Annotated in this window: 16 protein-coding genes and 1 pseudogene; 3 read left to right on the top strand and 14 right to left on the bottom strand. The window is 66.2% G+C overall.

The features are described from left to right. Nucleotides 1-205: 205 nt before the first annotated feature. The 10 genes and pseudogenes from FLG15_RS23675 to FLG15_RS22350 form a co-directional block, all read right to left on the bottom strand. Complete coding sequence (locus tag FLG15_RS23675) at nucleotides 206-334, bottom strand: hypothetical protein (protein ID WP_257721560.1); 129 nt, start codon at nucleotides 332-334, stop codon at nucleotides 206-208. 285 nt (nucleotides 335-619) lie between these two features. Further along, nucleotides 620-812: pseudogene (locus tag FLG15_RS22390) on the bottom strand (hypothetical protein). A 200-nt stretch (nucleotides 813-1,012) separates the two neighbouring features. Beyond that, a complete protein-coding gene (locus tag FLG15_RS22385; protein ID WP_008573104.1) occupies nucleotides 1,013-1,402 on the bottom strand; it encodes a DUF2628 domain-containing protein in 390 nt (129 codons plus the stop codon). A gap of 111 nt (nucleotides 1,403-1,513) precedes the next feature. Beyond that, complete coding sequence (locus tag FLG15_RS22380) at nucleotides 1,514-3,262, bottom strand: sensor domain-containing diguanylate cyclase (RefSeq protein WP_039571241.1); 1,749 nt, start codon at nucleotides 3,260-3,262, stop codon at nucleotides 1,514-1,516. 112 nt (nucleotides 3,263-3,374) lie between these two features. Next, a complete protein-coding gene (locus FLG15_RS22375; protein WP_150147460.1) occupies nucleotides 3,375-4,565 on the bottom strand; it encodes a sugar diacid recognition domain-containing protein in 1,191 nt (396 codons plus the stop codon). A 238-nt stretch (nucleotides 4,566-4,803) separates the two neighbouring features. Beyond that, a complete protein-coding gene (locus FLG15_RS22370) occupies nucleotides 4,804-5,973 on the bottom strand; it encodes a glycerate kinase (protein ID WP_150147457.1) in 1,170 nt (389 codons plus the stop codon). Between the two features lie 25 nt (nucleotides 5,974-5,998). Continuing rightward, nucleotides 5,999-7,309 (bottom strand): MFS transporter, encoded by a 1,311-nt coding sequence (locus FLG15_RS22365; RefSeq protein WP_057677380.1) that lies wholly within the window; start codon nucleotides 7,307-7,309, stop codon nucleotides 5,999-6,001. Between the two features lie 469 nt (nucleotides 7,310-7,778). Further along, a complete protein-coding gene (locus FLG15_RS22360; RefSeq protein ID WP_057687103.1) occupies nucleotides 7,779-9,035 on the bottom strand; it encodes a dipeptidase in 1,257 nt (418 codons plus the stop codon). Nucleotides 9,036-9,322: 287 nt separating this feature from the next. Then, on the bottom strand, nucleotides 9,323-9,643 hold the full coding sequence (locus FLG15_RS22355) for a hypothetical protein (RefSeq protein ID WP_017155990.1): 321 nt from the start codon (nucleotides 9,641-9,643) through the stop codon (nucleotides 9,323-9,325). Nucleotides 9,644-9,760: 117 nt separating this feature from the next. After that, the gene (locus tag FLG15_RS22350) at nucleotides 9,761-10,927 is read right to left on the bottom strand and encodes a class I SAM-dependent rRNA methyltransferase (protein ID WP_057677378.1); all 1,167 of its coding nucleotides are present in this window, start codon (nucleotides 10,925-10,927) and stop codon (nucleotides 9,761-9,763) included. A gap of 263 nt (nucleotides 10,928-11,190) precedes the next feature. Between FLG15_RS22350 and FLG15_RS22340 the strand changes: the two genes are divergently transcribed. Continuing rightward, the gene (locus FLG15_RS22340; RefSeq protein WP_057677379.1) at nucleotides 11,191-12,147 is read left to right on the top strand and encodes a TerC family protein; all 957 of its coding nucleotides are present in this window, start codon (nucleotides 11,191-11,193) and stop codon (nucleotides 12,145-12,147) included. A gap of 650 nt (nucleotides 12,148-12,797) precedes the next feature. Further along, nucleotides 12,798-13,586: a rhomboid family intramembrane serine protease gene (locus tag FLG15_RS22330; RefSeq protein ID WP_057687104.1), complete on the top strand. Its 789-nt coding sequence runs from the start codon at nucleotides 12,798-12,800 to the stop codon at nucleotides 13,584-13,586. 328 nt (nucleotides 13,587-13,914) lie between these two features. Here FLG15_RS22330 and FLG15_RS22325 read toward each other — a convergent pair whose 3' ends face one another. Continuing rightward, nucleotides 13,915-15,015 (bottom strand): glycerophosphodiester phosphodiesterase, encoded by a 1,101-nt coding sequence (locus tag FLG15_RS22325; protein WP_057679964.1) that lies wholly within the window; start codon nucleotides 15,013-15,015, stop codon nucleotides 13,915-13,917. A 246-nt stretch (nucleotides 15,016-15,261) separates the two neighbouring features. Further along, nucleotides 15,262-17,562, bottom strand: coding sequence for a TonB-dependent receptor (locus FLG15_RS22320; protein ID WP_057679965.1), 2,301 nt, complete (start codon nucleotides 17,560-17,562; stop codon nucleotides 15,262-15,264). A gap of 192 nt (nucleotides 17,563-17,754) precedes the next feature. Here FLG15_RS22320 and FLG15_RS22315 point away from each other — a divergent pair, with 192 nt between their 5' ends. Then, nucleotides 17,755-18,612 (top strand): acid phosphatase, encoded by an 858-nt coding sequence (locus FLG15_RS22315; RefSeq protein ID WP_017155985.1) that lies wholly within the window; start codon nucleotides 17,755-17,757, stop codon nucleotides 18,610-18,612. 160 nt (nucleotides 18,613-18,772) lie between these two features. Here FLG15_RS22315 and mnmE read toward each other — a convergent pair whose 3' ends face one another. Together mnmE and FLG15_RS22305 are read right to left on the bottom strand one after the other, a co-directional pair. Then, complete coding sequence (gene mnmE / locus FLG15_RS22310) at nucleotides 18,773-20,137, bottom strand: tRNA uridine-5-carboxymethylaminomethyl(34) synthesis GTPase MnmE (protein ID WP_150147451.1); 1,365 nt, start codon at nucleotides 20,135-20,137, stop codon at nucleotides 18,773-18,775. Nucleotides 20,138-20,295: 158 nt separating this feature from the next. Beyond that, the gene (locus FLG15_RS22305) at nucleotides 20,296-22,998 is read right to left on the bottom strand and encodes a polysaccharide deacetylase family protein (protein WP_150147448.1); all 2,703 of its coding nucleotides are present in this window, start codon (nucleotides 22,996-22,998) and stop codon (nucleotides 20,296-20,298) included. Nucleotides 22,999-23,073 lie beyond the last annotated feature (75 nt).

Raw genomic sequence — 23,073 nt, 5'->3', positions numbered from 1 at the left:
AAAGCCGCAGGTGGAAGGCGCGTGCCCGCCGCCGCGCGACGCAGCAACCGACGCACCACGCGCGTGTGCGCAAGACGATGACACCGCGCGCCGACATGGTCGTGCGGTTTGGCCGTGTCCGGAATCGGCAGGCAGCTTGCGTGCCTGGACGATGCCGGGCGCACGACCCGTCCGCATCCGACCCGCGCCCAGCCAATTGCACGCCTCAAGAATCGAGCACGGCTTCTGCCGCGAGCGCGCGCCGGGCCGGGCCCAGCCCAGCCACGGGCGACAGCGATGCGAGCAGCAGCGCCTGCTGCAGGCGGGTGTGGCGACAATGGCGGGAGTCGGTCATTCAAGCGTCTCGTCGAAGGTGGCGGTGCAACGGGCACACCACGTCTTTCAAGCACTGCGGATGGTTGGCGCGTTTGGATCGATCTAAATTTGGATCTGGCAGGTCACCTGTTGGAACAGATTAAGCACGCGGCAGCATCTGCACCACGCCGCGACGCAACAATCCGGGCGGACTCAAGCGGATCTTCAAGAGAGATAGGTCTTTTTGATCAATGGGTTAAAATTTCATTCCAACTGCTTATCTGCTGCGCTAAGCAATGCGTCCGGGCTGTGTCCCAGGTGCCGCCTAGATGGCAGTCGGTCCGGTGCCGGTCTCCAGGCCCAGCGCCGCTGGGCAGCAGTCGCGCTGCCGGACCTGCAAGAGAAGGGAGGTGCATCGGCAACACGCTCGCAGCGCATGCACGAGAGACCTGCCTCAGGACGCATGCAATTGCAGCGAGGCCTGTTTTCGAATCCTGGCGTTGCGGCGACGACGTCACCGCCAGCGGGATGCGAGGGCGGCGAGGAATGAAGCGCTTCTACTGCGATCGTCTGCCATCTGGCTGGCAATGATGCTAAGACATTGAAGTCGGGTCGCTGACGCTGCGGGTACCGACACCGCGCCCACAAAAAAGCCCGGTCATGCGACCGGGCTTGGAGGAGGACGTCGGTGGGAGGGTCCGGCGCCCGGATGCGCCACTTACCAGCGCATGCCTTCGAACGGGTTGAAGCTGGTGCTGCCCTTCACCTTGTCCAGGTAGTAGGCGTAGTTGGCGCTCATGCCGGCCAGCAGGGCCAGTGGAATGCTCAGCGCGTTACCGATCGATGCGGGCAGGAACGAGGCCACGATGCCGACCACCAGGCCGACGCCGATCAGGCCCAGCGCCTTGCGCCACAGGCCCAGGATGAAGAAATAGATGAAGCCGAAGAACAACGCGTAGAAGTTCATGCCCACCTTGAGCTTCTCCCCGAACGGCAGGGTCTTGAGCGCCTCCTTGTAGGCAGGGTCCCTGGGGCCGCCGTGACGGTCGAAGAAGGCGAAGCGGAACTGCCACTTGGGGCTGAGCTGGGTGCGATCGAAGGTATCCATTCCAATCCATGTAGTTGTAAACGTTTACATGATAGGCGATCGCGTATTCATCGGCACGTGCCCCCGCAGCCGGTCACATGGGTTCGGTGCAGCTTTAGGTGGCGCGCAGGCTCAGCGCTGGTCGCTGGTGCCCGTGCCGCGGCGGGCGCGACGCAGCGAGTACAGCGAGTGGTCGGCGCGATCGACCACCGCCGCCAGCGCCTCGCCGTCCTGGCGCAGGGCCGTGCCCAGGGTGAAGCGGATCGGCGCGTCGTCGATGGCCCCCACGTAGTCGCGCTTCAACGCATCCAGCTGTGCCTGGGTGGCCTGGTGCAGCAATACCAGGAATTCGTCGCCGCCCAGGCGGACCAGGCGGTCCTGGGTGCGCAGCGGCTGGTTGAGGAACCACGCCATCTGCACCAACACCTCGTCGCCACGTTGGTGGCCATGGGTGTCGTTGACCAGTTTGAACTTGTCCAGATCCACCACGATGCAGCCCCAGCGCACGCTGGGATCGCGCTTGTCCAGCTCGTCCAGGAAGCGGCGGTTGTAGCAGTTGGTGAGCGGGTCGGTGAACGACCATTCCAGCAGCTGCTTTTCCTGCCGGTACTGGTTGGTGATGTCCTGGGCATGCGCCAGCACCACCGTGGCGTCCGATTCCACGTCCAGCACGTTGTGGTATTGCCAGTGACGCAGGCTGCCGTCGCCGGCCACCAGTTCGATCACTCCCGAATCCTGGCCATCGAGCACCATCCGCGAGAGGTACCCGCGCAAGGCGGCGTGGCGCTCGGGGCGCACGAATTCCACCAGCGAGCGGCCTTCCATCTGCTCGACGCTGCGGCCGAGCGAGCGTGCGGCGGCCGGATTGATGCTGACCAGCCGGCCATGCATGTCGTGGGTGCAGATCAGGCCCAGGCTGTACTGGAACATCTTGCGGAACTTGCGCTCGCTGGCGGCCAGCGCGTCCACCGCCCGGTGCCGGTCGGTCACGTCCTGGACCGCACCGATCAGGCGCTTGCGCCCATCCACATGTTCCACCGAGCCGGTGCTGTGCACCCAGAGCCTCCGCCCGGTGGCGCTGGTCAGCGGCAGCTCCAGATCCCAGGACGTGCCGTCCCGCACGCAGGCGTCGACCGCTTCGGTGATGACCGCGCGCGCTTCCAGCGGATAGAAGCCGATCGCCTCGGTCAGGCTGGGCCGGTAACCGGGCGGAACATCGTGCAGGCGGCAGGTCTGGTCCGACCAGATCAGCGTGCCGCTGGCCACATCCACCTCCCAGCCGCCGACCCCGGCCACCCGCCCGGTGCGCTCCAGGAACGCCTCGCTCTCGCGTAGCCGCTGCTGCAGCTGGGCGTTGGCGGTCTCGCGCTCGAGCATCACGCGGCGTTGCTCCAGGCCTTCGGCCGCCACCCTGGCCAGTTGCTGCAAGGCCTGCAACTGCGCCGGCTCCAGCGCGCGCGGGCGCTGGTCGATCACGCATACCGTGCCCATGCGTAGGCCATCCGGCAGCACGATGGGGGCGCCGGCGTAATAGCGGATACCGGGCGCATCGGTGACCAGGGCGTTGTCGTGGAAGCGTGGGTCGGCCGGCGCGTCGCGCACTTCCATCACCGCATCGCCCTGGATGGTGTAGGCGCAGAACGCCAGCTCGCGTGGGGTTTCCGAAACCCCCGGCAGGCCGATGTTGGCCTTCCACCACTGCCGATGTTCGTCCACCAGCGAGACCAGCGCGATGGGGGTACCGGCGATCGCCTGCGCGGCAGCGGCCAAGGCGTCGAAGAACGGCTCGGCGGCGGTGTCGACCACCTGCAACAACGCCAGACGTGCCAGGCGCTGGGCCTCGCTGGACGCAGATGACACGACGGTATCGCACTGGTTCAACGGAGCGCTCGCAGCCGGGCAATCCGCGCAGTCTAGCGGACTGCGCATACCAGCCAAGGCGGCATTGCGTGCGCCACCGCACAGCGCAGCATGAGGGGCGGTTGTGGCTCGCTCAGTCGGGGGCGTGCGCGTCGGTATTGGCCACGGTCGCGGCGCTGTCGTCGCGCATCTGCAGCGTCAGGTACAGGCGCATGCAGTCGTCGGTATTGCCCAGGTCCACCGCGCACAGTTCCTGGATGCGCTGCATGCGGTAATCCAGGGTGTTGCGATGAATGCCCAGCGCCTTGGCGGTGGGGGCCATGCGCATGCCGGCGCCGAACCAGACCGACAAGGTCTTCAGCAACTGACAGCGACGGTCCTGCGCCAGCAGTGCCTGCAGCGGCTTGCGCAGTTCCTCGGCCTGCCAGGCCTGGCGCAGGTCGTCCACCAGCACCGGCAGGCGGTAATCGTCGTAGAAGAACGCGTCCGCCTGCGGGGTGCGCGCCTTGCCGATGCGCATGGTGGTGCGCGCGATCTGGTGCGACAACGCCAGGCCGTTGGACTGCGGAAAATACTGGCCCAGGGCCAGCCGGATGCGCAGCCGGCTGCTGGCGCGCATGCGCTCGAGCAGGCTGTGCGCGCGACGGCGCTGCTCCTCCACGTCCCAGTGGCCACGCCGGTCCAGTGCCGGCTTGAGCACCACTAGCTCGTTGAGAGCGGTAGCGGCGATCAGGTTGCCGCGCTCGGGCGTGGACAGCAGAGTGTGCAGGCGCTGCAGTTCCACCAGCGTCGCGTCCAGGTCCAGGCTATCGCTTTCCACTTCGATCACCGCCGCCACACGCGGCAGGTCCAGCGCGATGCCGAGCCGCTCGGCCCAGCCGGCCAGCGCCGGGGTCGGACCGTCGGGACGGATCAGGCCCAGCGTGACTTCTTCGCGCAGGCGCGCGTCGCGCGCCAGCAGGCGCAGCAGCCCGGCCTGTTCCAGCATCGCTTCGGCGGCCATGCGCACCAGCTCGGCCTGTTGCCCGATCCGCTGCGGGTCGCCGGTCAGCCCGACGCAGCCGACGATGCGGCCATCGGCGATCAGCGGCAGGTTGACGCCGGGGCGCACCGCATCCAGCTGCTGCGCCAGCGCCGCATCGATCTCCACCCGGCCCTGCCGGGACAGCACCAGCAGCGCGCCTTCGTGCAGCTGGCCGATGCGCGCCGGTTCGCCGCTGGCGATGATGACGCCGGCGTGGTCCATCACATTGACGTTGCCGTCGATGATGGTCATCGCGCGGTCGACGATGGACTGCGCCAGGGTGCGGTCGAGCGTGAGCATGGGCGTGGGGTCTGTTGCCGCGATCGGGGGCGGTTACGGTGGCATGTTCGCGTCGCACGTGTTCCGTACGCGTGTGACGGTGGAGGCACAGCGGCCGATGCCCGGGGTCGGTGCGAAGACTGCCGGCAGCCTTCGCGCGGTTGGGTTGTACATGCAGTGGGCGCGCCCGCCGTCCAGGAGGGCGGACTCGAACGCGAGCGCACGCGCCCCGCCCGTCCGAGCCATCCGGGCGCTGCCGTCAGCCCCGCCCGCTCCCCGATCCGAGCTGTGCCAATGCCCCGCCCAGCTGCAGCGTTGCCGCCACGTTGCGCGCGGCGATGCGCACATTGCTGGCGGCCTCGGCCAATGCCTGTTCCACCGTGCAGGCACGATGCACCACCGCGAACATGGCCTCGATGCCGTGGCCATGCAGCAGCGCAGCACCGTTGCCCAGGCAACCGGCAATGGCGATCACCGGTTTGGCATGCCGTTGCGCCACCCGCGCCACGCCGACCGGGGTCTTGCCATGCAGGCTCTGACTGTCCAGGCGGCCTTCGCCGGTGATGACCAGATCGGCCTGGGCGACCAGCGCGTCCAACCCGAGCGCCTGGGCGACGATCTCCACTCCGGGCCGCAGCTGCGCGCCCAGATACGCCACCAAGGCCGCGCCCAGCCCGCCGGCCGCGCCGCCGCCGGGCAGCGCGTGCAACCGTACGCCCAGGTCGCGCTGCAGCAGGTCGGCGTAGTGCTGCAGGTTGCGATCGAGCTGGCGCACCATGCTGGGGGTGGCACCCTTCTGCGGGCCGAACACCGCCGAGGCACCGGTCGGCCCGATCAGCGGGTTGTCCACGTCGCAGGCCACTTCGAACTGGCAATCCTGCAGCCGCACATCCATGCCTTCGGTGTCGATGCGCGCCAGCGTGGCCAGCGCGCCGCCGCCCGGACCGATCGCCTCGCCCTGGCGATCCAGCAGCCGCACGCCCAAGGCCTGCGCCAGGCCGGCGCCGCCGTCGTTGGTGGCGCTGCCGCCGATGCCGATGATGAAACGCCGTGCGCCAGCGTCCAAGGCGGCGAGGATCAGCTCGCCCACGCCCGCGGTGCTGGTGCGCAGCGGCGCGCGCTCGGCCGGCGGCAACAGCGCCAGGCCGCTGGCGGCGGCCATTTCGATCACCGCGGTGCGGCCGTCGCCGGTCAGGCCGAAGAACGCCTGCACCGGGGTGCCGAGCGGGCCGCTGACGGTGCAGGCGACCACCCGCCCGCCGGTGGCGGCCACCAGCGCGTCGACGGTGCCTTCGCCGCCGTCGGCAACCGGCACCTTGTGGTACTGCCAGTCGGGGAAGACCTCGCGAAAGCCCGCCTCGATCTGCGTGGCCACTTCCAGCGCAGACAGGCTTTCCTTGTACGAATCGGGGGCAATGACGATCTTCATGGGCACACTCGCTGGGACGGACGCATCACCGGTTCACCGCGCGCGCCGGCACCCGCAGCACCAGCGCGGCACCCAGCAGCATGGCGCCGGCCAGCACGTACAGCGCCACCTCGGTGCTGTGGGTGGCGTCCTTGATCCAGCCCACCAGATACGGGCTGAGGAAACCGGCCACCTGGCCGGTGGAATTGATCAGCGCCAGCCCGCCGGCCGCCGCCGCGGCGGTGAGAAAGCCGTTGGTCAGCGGCCAGAACAGCGGCAAGCCGCTGACCGCCCCCATCGTGGCCAGGGTCATGCCGAACAAGGCCAAACCCAGGTTGTCGGTGACGCTGGCGGCGATGCACAGGCCGGCCGCGCCCATCAGCAGCGGAACCACCAGATGCCAGCGCCGCTCGCCGCGGCGGTCGGCCGAGCGGCCCATCAACACCATGAACACCGCAGCAGCCAGGTACGGGATGGCGCTCATCAGACCGATGCGGATCGGGTCGGTGACGCCGCTGCCCTGGATGATCGACGGCAGCCAGAAGTTGATCGCATACACCCCGCTCTGGATGCAGAAGTACACCGTGCCCAGCAGCCACACCGCCCGATTGCGCAGTACCGCGCCCAGCGAGGTGGACGCGCCGGCCGGCTTGCCTGCTTCGTCCTCGGCCAGCACGCCTGCCAGGTCCTGTTTTTCCTGCGGGGTGAGCCAGCTGGCCTGTTGCACGCCGTCGCTGAGCAGGAACCACACCCCGATGCCCAGCAGCACGGTCGGCAGGCCCTGCAGCAGGAACATCCACTGCCAGCCGGCCAACCCGCCCTGCCCGGCCGAGAAGTGACCCAGGATCCAACCGGACAACGGCCCGCCCAGCACCCCGGAGATCGGGATCGCCGACATGAAGACGGTCATGACCCGACCATGCCGGGCACGCGGGAACCAGCGCGTCAGGTACAGCACGATGCCGGGGAAGAAGCCCGCCTCGGCCGCACCGGTGAGCAGGCGCAGGGTGTAGAACCCGGCCGGGGTGCGCACGAACAGCAGGCAGGTGGAGAGCAGGCCCCAGCTGACCATCATGATCGCCACCCAGCGCCGGGCACCGATGCGCTGCAGGATCAGGTTGCTCGGTACTCCACAGGCCAGGTAACCGATGAAGAAGATCCCCGCGCCCAGCCCGTACACGGTCTCGCTCATGCCCAGATCGCCCAGCATCTGCAGCTTGGCGAAGCCGACATTGACCCGGTCCAGGTAATTGAACAGGTAGCAGACGAACAGGAACGGGATCAGCCGCCACAGGATCTTGCGGTAGGTCGGGCCCATGCCATCGGGGGGCGGCAGGGGCCGGGTAGCTTGGGTCATCGCACGCTCCAGCAGTCGGTCGGCCAGCCGGTGCACAGTGCGGCAGCGCCGACACCGGGTAGGCGGTCGACGCATTCTAGATTGAGCGTTTTTACGGAATCTTCGTCAGGGTGCTGCCGGTTTAGACGCCTGCACGGCCCACTTTTTGTGCAAATGCCTAAGGACTGCGTCAGGCGGCCGGTGCACACTGTGGCATGTACCACCCGCACTCACCCGACGCCTGCGCGCGACGTGGTGGAGTCGCGCTCGATTTCGGACCAGGCACGCGCGGCATCGGCCGAACCGGAACGCGCCTGAGGATCGGCGCTAGGTGCACGGCTGGCGAATCGTTCGAGACGCCGCACCGGCAACGCGCGGACTTCCCCATCCCGGCGGGTCCGATGCAGCAGCCGGCACCACATCCGCGCGCACCGCCAGCCGTGCGACTCCCGAATCCCGAATCACCACCACCGAATCCCGGCAGCCTGCTTCACCGATTCCCCCTTCCCGATTCCCGATTCCCCGCCGCATACGCCTGCGCCTGGCCCATCACCCGCAACAGGTTGCCGCCCCAGATGCCGGCGATCTGCTGTTCGCTGTAGCCCTTGCGCAGCAGCCATGCGGTGATACGCGGCAGGTCGGAGACGTCTTCCAGGCCCACCACGCCGCCACCGCCGTCCCAATCCATGCCGATGCCCACGTGCTCGGGCCCGACCACGGCCAAGATGTGCTCAAGATGCGCGAAGAAGTCTTCTTCGGTGGCGCGCTTGATCGGGTAGCGTGCATCCAGGTCCTTCAGCGCGGCGCTGAGTTTGGTGCCGTCGGCGATCTTGACGTGCTCCCAGCCGCCGTACTGGTCGGTAAGCGCCTTCTCGGCCGCCTTGCGCTCGGGGCTGGCGCCGCTGTCCACCAGATAGCCGCCGTAGGAATTGACCTGGATCACCCCGCCATGCGCGGCCAGCACCTTCAGGCGTGCATCGTCGATGTTGCGCGGGTGGTTGTAGACCGCACGCGCGCCGCTGTGCGAGAGCACGATCGGCACCGGCGACAGCGCAATCAACTGGTCGAACACCGCATCGGAGGCATGCGATTGATCGATCACGATGCCCAGCGCCTGTGCCTGTTGCACCAGCTGTTTGCCGGCCGGGCTCAGGCCGTTCCATTCGGCACCCTTGGGGTCGGTGGCCGAATCGGCGAACTCGTTGTTGAGAAAGTGCACGGTGCTCATCAAGCGCAGCCCCTGCGCGTAATAGAAGCGCAGCAAGCTGGGATCGGCCACCAGCGGGCTGGCGTTTTCCATGCTGATGTACACCACGCGCTTGCCGTCGGCCTTGATGCGCGCGGCATCGGCCGGCGTGGTGGCCAACGCAAAACGCTGCGGTTGCGCGGCCACCAATGTGTGGATCTTCAGCAGACGCTGCAGGCCGGCATCGCGGTCGTCCAGGTGCGCGGCTGCACTGCGATTGCCCTGGCCGGTGTAGACCGCCCAAAAACCGCCATCGAGCGCGCCTTCGACCATGCGCGGGTAATCCACCTGCGACAGGCGGTTGCCGGCATGCGCCTGCAGCACATCGAAGTCGGCGCGCTCCAGATTGGCCGGCGTGTCCAGATGCGAATCCAGCGTGACCAGGCGTTTCTGCAGGGCAGTCGCGCGCGCCAGTTCGGCCTTGGAAAATTCCAGTGCATGTGCAGGCGGCGCGGCGGCCAGCAACAACGCGACAGACAGGCACAGCGGACGCAGGTGCATGCGATCTCTCAGGCAGTGGGGGTGAGCCGATCATAGCGGCTTGCTGCATGCGCACTGCGGCACACATGGGACGCTGCAGCGCTGCGGTCAATCCGCGCGGCATAGCGTGCGATGTGCAAGTTGCAACGCCGATGAGGTGGCGATGCCGACGGCGCGACCACGCGCCACCGTGTCAAGCAAGGCCCCGCAATACCGGCAATGACGGCGCCACCCGCCGACGGTAGTTGCGCAGCGGTGGGATACGTCCGCCAGCCCAGCGCGCGTGGATCGCTACGCGCGCTGCCGCGTCAGTCCTCCAGTTCCGCCAGCCGCGCGCGCACGCTGTCCACATCGATGTGCTCGCGCACATGCGGCCACTGCCGCGCCCACACCGAACGGAACACGATCCACGCACCGAACACGCCCAGACAGGTCGAGCCCAGCGCCAGCAGCAACGGGTGCAGCGGCGAACCGTCGCCGGTCTGGAACAGGTACATGAAGGCCCCGGAAAACAGCAGCCACACGCCGAACACCGGCCAGTTGCTGGCCAGCAGGCTGGCATTAGGCCGCTCAATCTCACGCAGCAACCGGCGCAGGGCCTTGCGTTCGTCTTCGTCGCTGGAGGTCATCGCCGGCTCCTGGTTGCATGTCTGCTTCGACCTACTGCTGGCCGGCGATGCGATGGCATCGCGGCGCGGAAGACGCTGCCTGCAACGCGGCAGACCGTCTTCCGCCGCAACGCGCTGCTACATCACCCGGCAGAACACCGCCTTCAAATAGCGCGATTCCTGCACATGCGCCATGAACGGATGATCGGAACCGGCGCCGGCCACTTTCAGGATCTGGATGGTGCGGCCGGAGAAATACGAGGCGCGCCGCAGCATGTCCAGAAACTCCTGCTCGGCCACCAGGCCGGTGCACGAGAAGGTGGCGAACAGGCCGCCGGGCTTGACCACGCCCAGCGCCAATTTATTCATGTCCAGGTACTTCTTCAGCGCGGGGATCACCTGGTCGCGGTCGCGGGTCATCTTGGCCGGGTCCAGGATCACCACATCGAACTGTTCGCCGCGATTGGCCGCGTCGCGCAGCCACGGAAAGATGTCGGCCTGCACGAACTTGGGCCGCACGTTATTGAGCTTGGCGTTGCCCTTGGCGATGGCGATGACGTCTTCGTCGATGTCCACGCCCAGCACCTCGGCTGCCCCACGGGCGGCCGCATACACCGCAAAGCCGCCGGTGTTGCAGCACAGGTCCAGCACGGTCTTGCCGTCCACCTGCTCGCTCAGCCACTGCCGGTTGTCGCGCTGGTCGGCGAAGAAGCCGGTCTTGTGCGCACCGGCCGGGTCGGCGCGGAACTTGATGCCGTGCTCGGTGATCACCGCAGCTTCCGTGGTGGTGTTGCTGTGGAAGTCGAAGCTTTCCTGCTTCTGCACGTGCTCGTCGGCAAAGCTGTGGAAGCGGCAGCCGGGGAACTGTTCGCGCAGCGCCTCGTAGATCCATTCGCGGTGGCGGAACATGCCGGCGGCGAAGAACTCCACCACCACCAGGTCGCCGTAGCGGTCCACCACCAGGCCGGACAGGCCGTCGCCTTCGCTGTGCACCACGCGCCAGGCATCGGACACGCCATCGAGCTTGAGCCAGTCGCGGCGCAGGCTCACTGCCGCGGCGATCTTGCGCGAGAACCAGCCCGCATCCACCGGTACCGACCGGTCGGTTTCCAGGATGCGCACGGCAATGCGCGAATGGCCGTTGTAGAAGCCGCGCCCGACCCACTCCCCGTCCACGCCGACCACATCGACGATGGTGCCGGGCTTGGGCTTGGCGGCAGGCTTTTCCACCAACTTCTGGAAGATCCACGGGTGGCTGGAGCGCCAGGCATTCTTGAGACGGACGAGGGGGACTGGAATATTCATCGGCCCATTGTATCCGGCTGGATTGACGTGCCTGCGCCGGGCACGCAGAATCGGGCGCAGAAGGGGAGTAGCTCCCAGCGTTGTCGCCGTCATGACGAGCCCTGGCATCAGGCGCTCCGGTGCAACGGCAACCGGCCCAGCCGGTTGCGAGCGAGACCTTCGCCGCGCAGGCGAAGGTCCGTCACCCGGAATCCACGATTTCCGTGTCACAAGGCCTCAGCCCAACCGGCTGTCCAGGCCGCTTTCACTTTTTCGGGATTCTTATGCAAACCATTGGCAACGTCTGGTTATGGGGTGGCTTCGCGGTGGTGGTGGTCGCCGCGCTGCTGATCGATCTGGTGCTGATGCGCCACGGGGGCGCCCACAAGGTGACCTTCAAGGAAGCCACCTGGTGGAGCATCGGTTGGGTGCTGCTGGCGCTGGCCTTCGATGCCGGGCTGTGGTGGTACCTGCAAGGCAGCGTCGGGGACGCGCAGGCCGACCAGATCGGGCTGCAGTTCCTCACCGGCTACCTGGTGGAAAAATCCCTGGCGGTCGACAACATCTTCGTGTTCCTGATGGTGATGACCTACTTCGGCGTGCCCGAAGAACAGCGCCAGCGCGTGCTGATCATCGGTGTGCTGGGCGCGATCGTGCTGCGCGCGATCATGATCTTTGCCGGCTCGATGCTGCTGGCCAAGTTCCATTGGCTGCTCTACGTGTTCGGCGCGTTCCTGCTGCTGACCGGCATCAAGATGTGGTTCTCCGCCGGCAAGGAGCCGGATCTGGAAGCCAACCCGGTGCTGCGCTGGATGCGCCGGCACCTGCGCCTGAGCCCGCAGTACCACGGCAACCTGCTCAGCGTGATCAAGGACGGCAAGCGCTGGTTTACGCCGCTGTTCGTGGTGCTGATCCTGATCGCGGTGATCGACGTGATCTTCGCGGTGGACAGCATCCCGGCGATCTTCGCGATCACCACCGACCCGTTCATCGTGCTCACCTCCAACGTGTTCGCGGTGCTGGGCCTGCGCGCGATGTTCTTCCTGCTGGCCGGCATGGCCGACCGCTTCCACCTGCTGCCCTACGGCCTGGCGGTGATCCTGGTGTTCATCGGCATCAAGATGATGATCATCGATCTGTACAAGATCCCGGTGCTGGTGTCGCTGGGCGTGGTGGTGGCGATCCTGGTGGGCACCATCGTGCTGAGCCTGCTGCGCCCACCCAAGCCTGCCGGGCACTGAGGGGCCGGGATTGGGCAGTCGGGATTCGGGATTGGTGGCGCAGCCTGCACTGCTGGCAACCATGCGCGTCGACCATCTCGACAGGTCCTTGCCCGCTCACCGGCGCGGGACCTTATGTGGCATGGACGCTGCGTAAGCGCCTACAAGGACGTACGTGCAGCGTGTCCCGCGATGGTGGGCGGGCAAGGGCCCTGCAGCCAAGCGACGATCAACAATCAAAAGCTAGGTGAGTCGAGGGCGCGGTACCCTCACCGCTCGCGGGACACACCGTGAACCCGTCCCTGGGGACTCGATGCCGGCATCCATGCCGCCAACGGTCTCGCAAGCGGCGAGGACACCGCACCAAAGAGTTGTAGGTGGCTTTGTTGAAAACAGGCGCACCGACCATCTCCACTGGTCCTTGCCCGCTCACCGTCGCGGGACCTTGCGCGGCATGGATGCCGCGCCAGAGCTCACAAGGACGTACTTGTAGCGTGTCCGGCGATGGTGGGCGGGCAAGGACCCTGCAGCCAAGCAACAGATCATCCGTGATGTGGCGCAGGCGGATGCGCCAACGATCGGCGCCGGGATTGGATTATCCCGTCGCCGGGCCTGCTTATCCCGCGCCGGGCAGGCTTGTAAAACCCCCGTGCGACGCCATCCGTGAAGGTATGACACCGCATCCTGTTGCCGCCGCAGAAACCACCACCCAAGCTCGCCTGGATCGTTCCCGGATCTTGCGTGCCTTCAACATCAGCCTGGCCGCCGTGTTGTTGCTGGTGGCGGTATTCACCGCCCAGGGCATGTTCGACTGGCGCGCCTGGGCGGTGGCGCCGCTACAGGCCGACGGCCTGCTCGGCATCCTTACCGCACCGCTGCTGCACGGCTCGCTGGCGCACCTGGGCGCCAATGCCGCCGCGCTGCTGATCCTGGGCACGCTGGCCGGCAGCGTGTATCCGCGTGCCACCGTGATGGCGCTGCCGCTGTTGTGGCTGGGCTCGGGCCTGGGCGCGTGGCTGCTGGGCGAACCCGGCAGCCGGCACCTGGGTGCCAGCGGCGTGACCCACGGGCTGATGTTCCTGGTGTTCGTGCTGGGCTTGCTACGCCGCGACCGCCCCGCGATCGCCACCAGCATGATCGCCTTCCTGTTCTACGGCGGCATGCTGATGACCATCCTGCCGCACGAAGCCGGCGTGTCCTGGCAATCGCATCTGGGCGGTGCGGTGGCCGGGTTGATCGCCGCCCTGCTGCTGCGCCTGCGCGACCCGCAACAGGCCAGGCCGCGCTACAGCTGGGAAGACGAGGACGAAGACGCTGCCTGGGAAGTGAGCAACCCCGAGCACGCGATGCTGGAACCGCCACCGCCGCGTCAGGTGCCCGTGCTGTGGCAGCGCCAGGACGATGGCTCAGACAACGTGGTGCTGCATTTCCCGCCGCGCGAACGCCCGCCGGGAACCTGAGACGTATCAGGCAACTACGAGTGGGTCGATCGCGTTGCCATGCCATGCGTAGGAGCGCGCCCGGGCGCGATGGAGCTTCCCCGGTAACGCTTCGTCGTGCCCGGGTGCGCTCCTACAGGCGCTACCTGACGCGACGGTGCCCGCTCAATGCGCGCCACGCCATGCTAAGGTCATCGGCGAAAACGCATCGATACCGGCGTTCAGATCACGTCTCAACTTTGCCCGCGCGATCGATGGCGTTGCTCTGCTCTGCGTAGGAGCGTGCCCGCGCGCGATGGGCTTTACCGGCAGAGCTCGTCGCGCGCTGGCACGCTCCTACGGCTGCTGGCTAGCGCAAGGAATGCCCGCTCAACGCGCGCCGCGCCAGGCCCGGATCGTCGGCGAAGAACGCATCGATCCCGGCATCCAGATACGCCTGCAACTCGACCAATGCACCGGCGTCGTTGCGCTCGGTCACCGCGCCACTGCTGCGGTTGTTGGCGGCCAGAAAGTAGTTCTCCGGTCGGAAGGTGTAGGGCTGCACCTGCAAACCGGCCGCATGCGCATCGTGCACCAGGCGGGTGGGCGTCCCCAGGCGTTGCTGCGCATCCAGCGGGATGATGCTACGGATGTCGGGGCCGATTGCGTCGGCATAGCGTGCGACCTGCTTGAGGCCGTCGGGCGTGATCATCTGCCCGTAGGTCTTCGGCGCACCGTCCGCGCCGGCATCGGGCAGCGCCACCTGCGCGCCACCGAGCAACTGCAGCAGGCTGATGTTGCTGGTGCGGCCGATCTTGCTGCGCAGATAGCGCAGGTTGCCGGTCTCGAACGACTGGATGATCACCGGCGCAGTCCGGGTATAGGCATGCGCCTGCAAGGTGGCCAGCACATTGTCTTCCATCGGCAGGCCAAGCGCCTTGAAATAGCTCGGGTGCTTGATCTCCGGAATGAGCCCGATGGCGCGCCCGGTCGCTGCCGATTCTGCAGCGACGAAATCGATGATTTCATCGAAGGTCACGACCTGGAATTGCCCGTCCCAGCGCGTGCCGCGCAGCTGCGGCAGTCGCTCGCGCGCACGTAGCGTCTTCAACTCGGCCAGGCTGAAATCTTCGGTAAACCAGCCTTCCATCGCCTGGCCATCGATGGTTTTGCGCGTCTTGCGCGCCGCGAACTCCGGATGGCTCGCCACATCGGTGGTGCCGCCGATCTCGTTCTCGTGCCGCGCGATCAGCACGCCATCCTTCGTCGACACCAGATCCGGCTCGACAAAATCGGCGCCATCGACAATGGCTTTGGCATAAGAGGCCAGGGTGTGTTCCGGACGCAGCGCACTGGCGCCGCGGTGCGCAAAGATCTGCACCGTCTTGGCCAGCGGCGCTTCGGCAACTGCAGGGCCGCTCGTGCCAACCATCATCGCTCCCACCAACCAGATACGACCGAACTGCGTCATGCATCTCTCCAACGAAAAACAGGTACCGAATCGACGTATGGCCGCCAGGCGAGTCCACTCGATGGGCGGCGCGGGAGGTACGACTGTACATCCCGCTTCCGCTGCATCGTCCGCACCCGCCGGAAAATCGCTTGCGACGTCTTGTGAGCCAGCCTAAAACCGTCTGCGTCGATCGAAACCGAAATCGGTAAGCAACCGCAAGACCGGCTCTTACGATTCCCCACTCCCGATTCCCGATTCGCGTCCTCAGAACTTGGCATCCAGCGTCAAGAACACTTGCCGCGGCGCACTGGCATGGAAGGCCAGCTGACGCCCGTTCGGGTCGGTGTTGGCGAACGCGGTGAGATTGGAGGCGTAACGCTTGTCGGTGAGGTTGGTGACATTGAGCGAGAGCTTGAGACCCTGCAGCACACCGACCTGGCCGAAGTCATAACCGCCGCCCGCATCGAAGGCGGTGTAGCCGCCAAAGCCCTGGTCGTTGGTATAGGTGTAATAGCGCTGGCCGGTGTACTTCCCGCGCAGGTTGAGATTCCAAGGCCCGTAATTGAAGGCCAGTTCGCTGGCGAACATGCGCTTGGGCGTGTCGACGGTGTACTTGCCGGCGGTGGGAATCACCACCCCGTTCTGCACGTAGTTGTCGTCGTAGGTGGAGCGATTGATCGAGGCCGAGTTGTACCATTGCAGGTAGCTGGTCGGCTTCCAGATCACCGTCAGTTCGCCGCCGCGGCTGCTCACCGAGCCGACGTTGAAGAAGCGCGTGGTGCATGCCGGCGTCGTGCCCTGCTGGATGCTGGCGCAGGGGTTGAGCGAAAGCAGGCGGTTATCGAAGGTCACGTCGTAGCCGACCAGCGAGGCTTCGAAGCGGTCGCGCACGAAGCGATAGCCCGCTTCCAGCGTGCGCGATTTCTCCGGCTCCAATGCGCCGACGCTGGCATCGAACGAGGCCTGGGTCACCAGCAACGGGCCGCCGGCGCCGCCGCCCTGGAATGCGGCGATGTTTTCCGCGTACGAGGTGAACACTTCCTGGCCTTCGGCCAGGCGATAGCCCAAGCCGATCTGCGGCAACACCGATTCGCTGGCCTTGAGCGAGCCGGTGGCCACCGGCGCTTCCACCGCCACGCCCGGCGTCTCGCGCGCGGTCATTTCCGTGCTCGGGCTCTTGATGCCCAGGTCCAGGCTCAGACGCTCATCGAAGAACTTGAAATTGCCCTGCACATAGAACTGGCGCGTGGTGATGACGTAGTTCTGCGAGAACAGGCGACGGTTGGGATTCTGCAGGAACTTATCGTCGCTGACCGGCCCGGTGATCCAGTAGAAGTTGCGCTCCACATCATGGTGATTGCGCTCATACCACAGGCCCGCTTCCAGGTGATGCGGGCCCAACTCCCACCCGAGCGAGGCGATGCCGCCGGTGCGGTTGATCCAGTAATTGGTGCTGCGGATGGAGATCGGCAATGCCTGCGGCGTGCCGGGGTTGGAGGCCTGGCCCGGCGACCACCAGTGGCCCTGGCCCTTGTTTTCGTGGTGATAGACCTGCGTGTGCAGGCTGATCGCATCGTTGGGCTGGAAGTCGCCGGCGACATAGAACAGGTCGTCGTCGCGCAAGGCGCGGCTCTGGTAATACGCATCGTCGATGTTGTCCACGCCGCCACTGAAGCCGCAACGCGCGGCGTTGCGCGTGGCCGGTGCGCAATACGCTGCGGCCAAGGCGCGGTTCCAGTCCGGCGCGTACAGATTCCAGTCCCAGCCCAGGCCACGCGCCATGCCGCTCTTGGACAGATACGCATAGTCGGCCTGCGAGGTCCGCGAGGTATCGGCGAATGCGGTCAGCTTGCCGCCATCGAACTGGTACACGCCCTTGGCATTGAACTGCCGCGTGGTGGTCGGCGATTCCGGGCGCGCCCACATGTCCGCTTCGGCATTGATGCCGGACACATACGCCGAAAACCCGTTGTAGTCGCCGGTATCCACGCGCAGGAAGGTGCGGCGGTTGGCGTCGGAGCCCACCGTCTGCGAGACCTGGCCGCCGAATACGCTGGACGGATCGGCCGAGTAATACTGGATGGTGCCGCCCAGGTTGCTGGTCGACGCCGTGCCCAACGCACCGATGCCCGAGGCCAGCTCCACGCCGCCGAAGTTTTCTGCGATCAATGCGCGGCTGATGTTGAGGCCGTTGTAGTTGCCATACGCGTTATCGCCCAGCGGCAGACCGTCGAGCGTATAGCCCAGGCGCGTGCCGTTGAAACCGCGCAGGCTGATCGTCTGCGACTCTTCGTTGGCACCGAATGCATCGTTGGATTGCACATTGACGCCCGGCATGCGGTTGAGCAGCTTCTGGATGCTGGTACCTGGCGGCAATACCGGGATGTCCTGCTGGGTGATGCGCTGCACCTGGCGCGTTTCGCCCTGACCGATCACCGACACCGCATCGAGTTGCTGCACCGTCGCACCGGTATCGGCAGACACCTCAAGGTCGGCGGCGTAAACGGCAGGTGCGAGCACGAGCGCGGCGAGAACGGCGGCACTTAATTGATGGGTCTTGGGCATGAGCGGCGTTGGGGACGAGTCAAAAGATGGCGGCAAGCGTGCGACAGTTGTCTTGCGTCGATGCGACCGAAACATGACAGTGCAACGACAACCGTTTCGCATCCCTCGCCGTTGCTGCGTTGCCTTGGCATGCAGCTGTCATCGAGCCGTCGTAATCTGCGGGCTCTTCCATTCGTGTTGTCTGAGGTTGCTATGTCCCAGCGCAGTGCTCGCCACTTTCATCGGACGCTGGTCAGCGTTGCCGTCGCCGCACTGTTGATCGGCAGCGGCATCGCAAGTGCACGCGACAAGCCAGCCTCGAAAGATTCGGTGCTCGCCACCGACGCGCATGGGTATCTAGAACAACAACAACTGCCCGACAGCGTGCAGCTGGTACCACCGCCACCGCAGGAGGGCAGCGCTGCGCTCGCCAACGACGAGGCAGTCGCCAAGGCCATGCTCGCCCTGCGCGGGACACCGCGCTGGGAGCTGGCCGCGCAGGACGCGGTCCTGAGCTTTCCGGCTGCCGCCACGCACTTCAGCTGCGCGCTGGGCATCCAGATCGACCAGACCAGCACCCCGCATCTGATCGGTCTGCTCGAACGCAGCATGCGCGATGCCAGCACCGCGACCAGCGCCGCCAAGGCACGCTACCAACGCCCGCGTCCTTTCATGCGCAACGCCCAACCGATGTGCACCCCGGCCGATGACGCGGCGCTGCGCAAGAACGGCTCCTACCCCTCCGGCCACACCGCCATCGGCTGGACCTGGGGCCTGATCCTGTCGGAAATCGCCCCTGCCCGCCGCGATGCCCTGCTCGCGCGCGGCCGCGCCTTCGGCGACAGCCGCCTAGTCTGCAACGTGCACTGGCAGAGCGATGTCACCCAGGGCCGCGTGGTGGGCGCCGCCACGGTCGCCGCATTGCACGCCAATCCTGCGTTCGAAAAAGACCTGGCCGCCGCACGCCGCGAGATCGAACAGGCGCAGGCCAAGCAGCCGGCTGCGTCCGCGGTGGCTGCGTGCAACGCCGAAGGCCAGGCGCTGAAGACCGTATTGCCTGGGGTGATGTAGTCCACGGCAAGCGCACGGCCGCTGCGCCTGCTGGGCTCGGACGAGGTGCGAGCGTTTGCGCCCGCATCGCCGTCCACGCCGATGATGTGCGGCGGCAGATGCGTTTGACCGCGGCCGGTTCAACGGTTCCCGCCCGCCCCAGCGCGCTGCACACCACGCATCACTTGCCGATGCAAAAACTCGAGAAGATCTTGCCGAGCAGGTCATCGGCACTGAGCTTTCCGGTGATCTCGCCGAGCGCTTCATGTGCCAGGCGCAGTTCTTCGGCAGCCAGTTCCAGCTGCTCGAAACCCAGTTCCAGATCGGCAGCGTCCACGTGGCGTTCGGCGCGACGCAGCGCTTGGACATGCCGGGTGCGGGCGGAGAATTCGCCATCGACGCTGTCCACGCCATCGCCCAGTGCAAGCTCGCGCAGGCGGGTGTGCAATTGCTCAAGTCCCTGCCCGGTCACGGCCGAAACGGCGATCGCGTTGGCATCGATCTGCGCGGCATCGGCAAGCAGATCACACTTGTTGTGGATCCACAGCTGACGCGGCACCGCATCGATGGCATCGCCGATGGCATCGCCGATGGCATCGCCGATGGCATCGCGGGCGGCCTGCGGGTCGCGTGCATCCAGCACCACCAGCGCCAGGTCGGCGCGTTCCAGCTCGGCACGTGCGCGGCGCATGCCTTCGCGTTCGATCGCATCGCCGCCATCGCGCAGGCCGGCGGTATCGACCAGGGTCAACTCGAACCCGTCGAGCTGGATGGCTTCGCGTAAGGTGTCGCGGGTGGTGCCGGCAACATCGGTGACGATCGCACGGTCGCTACCGGCCAGCGCATTGAGCAGGGAACTCTTGCCGGCGTTGGGCGGACCGATCAACACCGCATGCAGGCCGTCGCGCAACTTGCGTCCGCGTTCGGCATCGCGCAGCAGCTGCGCGAGTACGTTGCGCGCCTGGCCCAGACCATCGCGTAGCTGGTTCCCGCCCAAGGTATCGAGGGGCTCGTCGGCAAAGTCGATGGCGGCCTCGACATGGATGCGCAGGCGGGTCAGGGTTTCGGCCAATGCATCGACCCGTTGCGAAAACACCCCGTCCAGTGCGCGCCGCGCTGCGCGTGCCGCCCGCAGGTCGCCGGCTGCGATCAGGTCGGCGATCGCCTCGGCCTGCGCAAGATCGAGCTTGCCGTTGAGAAAGGCACGTTCGCTGAACTCACCGGCGCGTGCCTGGCGTGCCCCCAGTTCGATGCAGCGGGCAACCAGTTGCCGCAACAGCACCGGGCTGCCATGGCCTTGCAGCTCGACGACGTCTTCGCCGGTAAAGCTGTGCGGCGCGTTGAACCACAGCGCAATGCCATCGTCGATGACGGCGCCCTGCCCGTCGCGAAAACGCGCGTAGTGCGCATGCCGCGGCTGCAGCACCGCGATTCCAAGCTGCGCTGCGATCTGCACCGACTGCGGCCCGGACAGGCGCACGATCCCCACACCGCCGATTCCGGCAGCACTGGCAATGGCAACGATGGTAGAGGTGGAAGACGCCATGGGCACTGCTCTAACGAGGATTGAAAAGGGACACAGAGATTTTAAACGGCGCGGCCACCAGTGCCGATCCGCGTGTGTGCGGGTTCCTTTGAATCACCTGCCGTGGCGACATTCGCGCTGACTGGCGTCTGCACGCCGTGTCGTGTCGCGACGTCCGGTCACAACGATTGCAGCTGCGCGCGCGCCTGCTCGGCACCACTGCCTTGCGGCTGCAATTCCAGGTACGTGGAATAGGCCTTGCGCGCCTTGTCGCGATCACCTGCCTTCGCATATGCATCGCCGAGATTGAGATAGGCCACCGCGCGCGAGGGATCGATCTTCAAGGTGTTTTCCAGCCAGCGCGCCGATTCGGCAAAGCGCCCCTGACGGTAATACACAAAGCCCAGGTTGTTGGCCGCCAGCGCAAAATCCGGGCGCAGCTTCAGTGCCTCGGCAAATTGCTCGGCCGCGTCGGCATAGCGCTGTTCCTTGTACAACTGCAGGCCGCGTTCGTTGGCCAGCTGTGCGCGTTGGCGATCGCTGCTCTTCACTGCGGTGGGCAACACCAGCGTGGCCTGACCACCTTGCAGGGTCTTCACCGTCACCGGCGCTGCAGCCGCTGTCGCACCGGCTGCGGCCGGCACAGGGCGCGCTGCGTCCACGCGTGAGTTGAGCGCAATCGCATCGGCCGACAGCTGCGCGGTCTGCGCAGTGAGAAATTCTTCGCCGCTGGGAACCTGGAACACGAATTCGCCGCCTTGCGAACCGGGCAGGCTGCCGAAGGCCGGCGTCTGCGCCGAGACTGCCGAGACTGCAGGCGCCACGTACGCGGCCAGTTCGGTTCCGGTGATCAAGCCATCGCCATTGAGGTCGCCCTTGCCGGCCAATGCCTGCAACAGCACCCAGGTGAACACCGAATGCCCATTGGGCCCGCTGTCGGCCACCTGTTGATCGGCGCCGCCGGCGGTGAGCATCTGGCGCGCAATACGCCGCGCGTTCTCGCGCAGGTACGCGCTGGACGTCGGCCCGCCACGCGTCAATCCCAGCCCGCTGTAGCACGCATCCATCACGAAGAAGACGTGCTTGGCCTGCAGGCTTTCGGCGATGTTCTGCAAATCGCTCATTGCGATCGCATCGCTGGCCAGATGCTGCGGGTCCGAGTCGACCGGAATGATGTAACCAAGATCGCGACCGGAAGCGAGCCGTCGTGTGGCGCCATGCCCGGCAAAGAACACGAACACGCGGTCGTTGGTTTGTGCACGGCCTTCGCCGAGGCGGTCGTGGAATGCGGCCAGGATATTGTTGCGCGTGGCCTGCCCGTCCTTGAGCACGATCACTTGCGAGGACGGAAATCCCAACGGCCCAGTCAGGGTACTGGCAATTGCCTGCGCATCGTTGGCCGCATATTCCAGCTTGGGCCACTGCGCGTAGTCGTCGATACCGATCACGATCGCCCACGATTTCGCATAGCCGGTGGTCACCGTGGCATCGGCCATTGCGTTGGGTGCACGCGCGACCGAAAACTCACGGCCATTCCAGCCGGCGAACTGGTACCCGTCGGCGATGAGCCGATCCAGAATCTGAGGCAGCGCTTTCACTGCGCGATCGTGGATGTCATGGAACAGCACGATGCCCCGCTGCTCCTTGTTCACTTGATCGAGCACGCGCTGCACGATGGATTCGGGCACCGGGTCGGCCCAGTCCAGCGAGTCGATGTTCCACATGATCGATTTCAGGCCGGCCTCGCCCAGCAGCTGCAAGCCTTCCGCATTGCGTGCGCCATACGGAAACCGGAACAGCGGCGCGCGTTTGTCGTCCACCGCACGCAGCAACATGTCGGTATCCAGCACTTGGCGACGCATTGCATCGCCAGTGGTTTTGGACAACTGTGCGTGGGTCAGGCTGTGGTTCCCCACGGCGTAGCCTTCTTCCATCAGCGTGTGGCTGATCTTGGACAGCGGCGCAAGTTGCGCTTTGCCGGCGGCATCCACACTGCCGAGATTGCGCCCCACTTCGAAGAACACGCCTGGCACATCGTAGCGCTTGAGAATCGCCACGACCTCCTCGGTGTAGGCCTTGTGCGGGCCATCGTCGAAGGTGAGCACCACCGTCTTGGGCGGCAGGTCGCGGCCGAACACTTCGCTGTCGCTGTCGCGCGCGGACAACGGGTACGGCTCGACCACGCCATGGTCGCGCAGGATGTTCTCGCGCGTGTAGAGCGTGCGCAGATGCGCCACGTAGTCGCCCCATTTCTCGCGCTTGGGCACGATGGCGCGGCTGCGATCGAAACGACTGAAGATCTGCGTCAACTCTTTGTCGTAGCTGCGCTCGATCTCGTCCAGCGCTTCCAGATCCTCGCCGATGCGCTGATGCAGTTTCACCGCCGGCAATGCAGAGTCGCGGCCGATGCGTGCATGCAGATCGCGCAGCACCTCGGCAAATGCCAGGCGGTCGGCATCGAACAGATCCGGCGCAGATTCCACTTCGTCCAGCACCGCGGCAATCGTCGCGAACCGGCGTGCGTCTTGGGAGATCAGCACGCTGTCGAACGATGCGGCAATGCGCTCGCGCTGCTCCAGGTTTTCGTGAAACAACTGCTGGCCCACGCTGCTGGAGGTGGCGCGATCGCGTGGTGTTTGCGTGTCCTCATCGGCCAGCAGCACGATGATGCGGCGGTGCCGGTCCAGATGTTGGCGCAGTTGCGCGATCAATGCACCGGTGGCGTTCCCGGTCTTGTCCGCCTGCGTGTCAGCACGCGTTGCAGCAGTGGGCTTCGCGGCGGCGGCAGCGTCGCTGGCGTCCTGCGTGCCGCAGCCGGCCAACGCCAGCACTCCCACGCAACTTGCGCACAGCAACAGGCGATGCAACGGCGATGTGGTCACGACGGCGTCCTTGGCGAAACAGACAACAGGCAATACATGCGGGCTGACATGCAGAAAGCCCGCCTTGCGGCGGGC

The sequence above is a fragment of the Xanthomonas phaseoli pv. dieffenbachiae genome, assembly GCF_008639345.1.
Taxonomy (GTDB): Bacteria; Pseudomonadota; Gammaproteobacteria; order Xanthomonadales; family Xanthomonadaceae; genus Xanthomonas; species Xanthomonas phaseoli.
Note: the sequence above shows the minus strand (reverse complement) of the source record. Positions and strands in the feature narration are given on the sequence as shown.

What these genes read in the sequence shown, in the direction of transcription:
- FLG15_RS22320 (WP_057679965.1), bottom strand. Translation starts at nt 17,562, where the DNA reads ATGCCCAAGACCCATCAATTAAGTGCCGCCGTTCTCGCCGCGCTCGTG.
- FLG15_RS22355 (WP_017155990.1), bottom strand. Translation starts at nt 9,643, where the DNA reads ATGACCTCCAGCGACGAAGACGAACGCAAGGCCCTGCGCCGGTTGCTG.
- FLG15_RS22365 (WP_057677380.1), bottom strand. Translation starts at nt 7,309, where the DNA reads ATGACCCAAGCTACCCGGCCCCTGCCGCCCCCCGATGGCATGGGCCCG.
- FLG15_RS23675 (WP_257721560.1), bottom strand. Translation starts at nt 334, where the DNA reads ATGACCGACTCCCGCCATTGTCGCCACACCCGCCTGCAGCAGGCGCTG.
- FLG15_RS22350 (WP_057677378.1), bottom strand. Translation starts at nt 10,927, where the DNA reads ATGAATATTCCAGTCCCCCTCGTCCGTCTCAAGAATGCCTGGCGCTCC.
- FLG15_RS22340 (WP_057677379.1), top strand. Translation starts at nt 11,191, where the DNA reads ATGCAAACCATTGGCAACGTCTGGTTATGGGGTGGCTTCGCGGTGGTG.
- FLG15_RS22315 (WP_017155985.1), top strand. Translation starts at nt 17,755, where the DNA reads ATGTCCCAGCGCAGTGCTCGCCACTTTCATCGGACGCTGGTCAGCGTT.
- FLG15_RS22330 (WP_057687104.1), top strand. Translation starts at nt 12,798, where the DNA reads ATGACACCGCATCCTGTTGCCGCCGCAGAAACCACCACCCAAGCTCGC.
- mnmE (WP_150147451.1), bottom strand. Translation starts at nt 20,137, where the DNA reads ATGGCGTCTTCCACCTCTACCATCGTTGCCATTGCCAGTGCTGCCGGA.
- FLG15_RS22360 (WP_057687103.1), bottom strand. Translation starts at nt 9,035, where the DNA reads ATGCACCTGCGTCCGCTGTGCCTGTCTGTCGCGTTGTTGCTGGCCGCC.
- FLG15_RS22375 (WP_150147460.1), bottom strand. Translation starts at nt 4,565, where the DNA reads ATGCTCACGCTCGACCGCACCCTGGCGCAGTCCATCGTCGACCGCGCG.
- FLG15_RS22385 (WP_008573104.1), bottom strand. Translation starts at nt 1,402, where the DNA reads ATGGATACCTTCGATCGCACCCAGCTCAGCCCCAAGTGGCAGTTCCGC.
- FLG15_RS22370 (WP_150147457.1), bottom strand. Translation starts at nt 5,973, where the DNA reads ATGAAGATCGTCATTGCCCCCGATTCGTACAAGGAAAGCCTGTCTGCG.
- FLG15_RS22325 (WP_057679964.1), bottom strand. Translation starts at nt 15,015, where the DNA reads ATGACGCAGTTCGGTCGTATCTGGTTGGTGGGAGCGATGATGGTTGGC.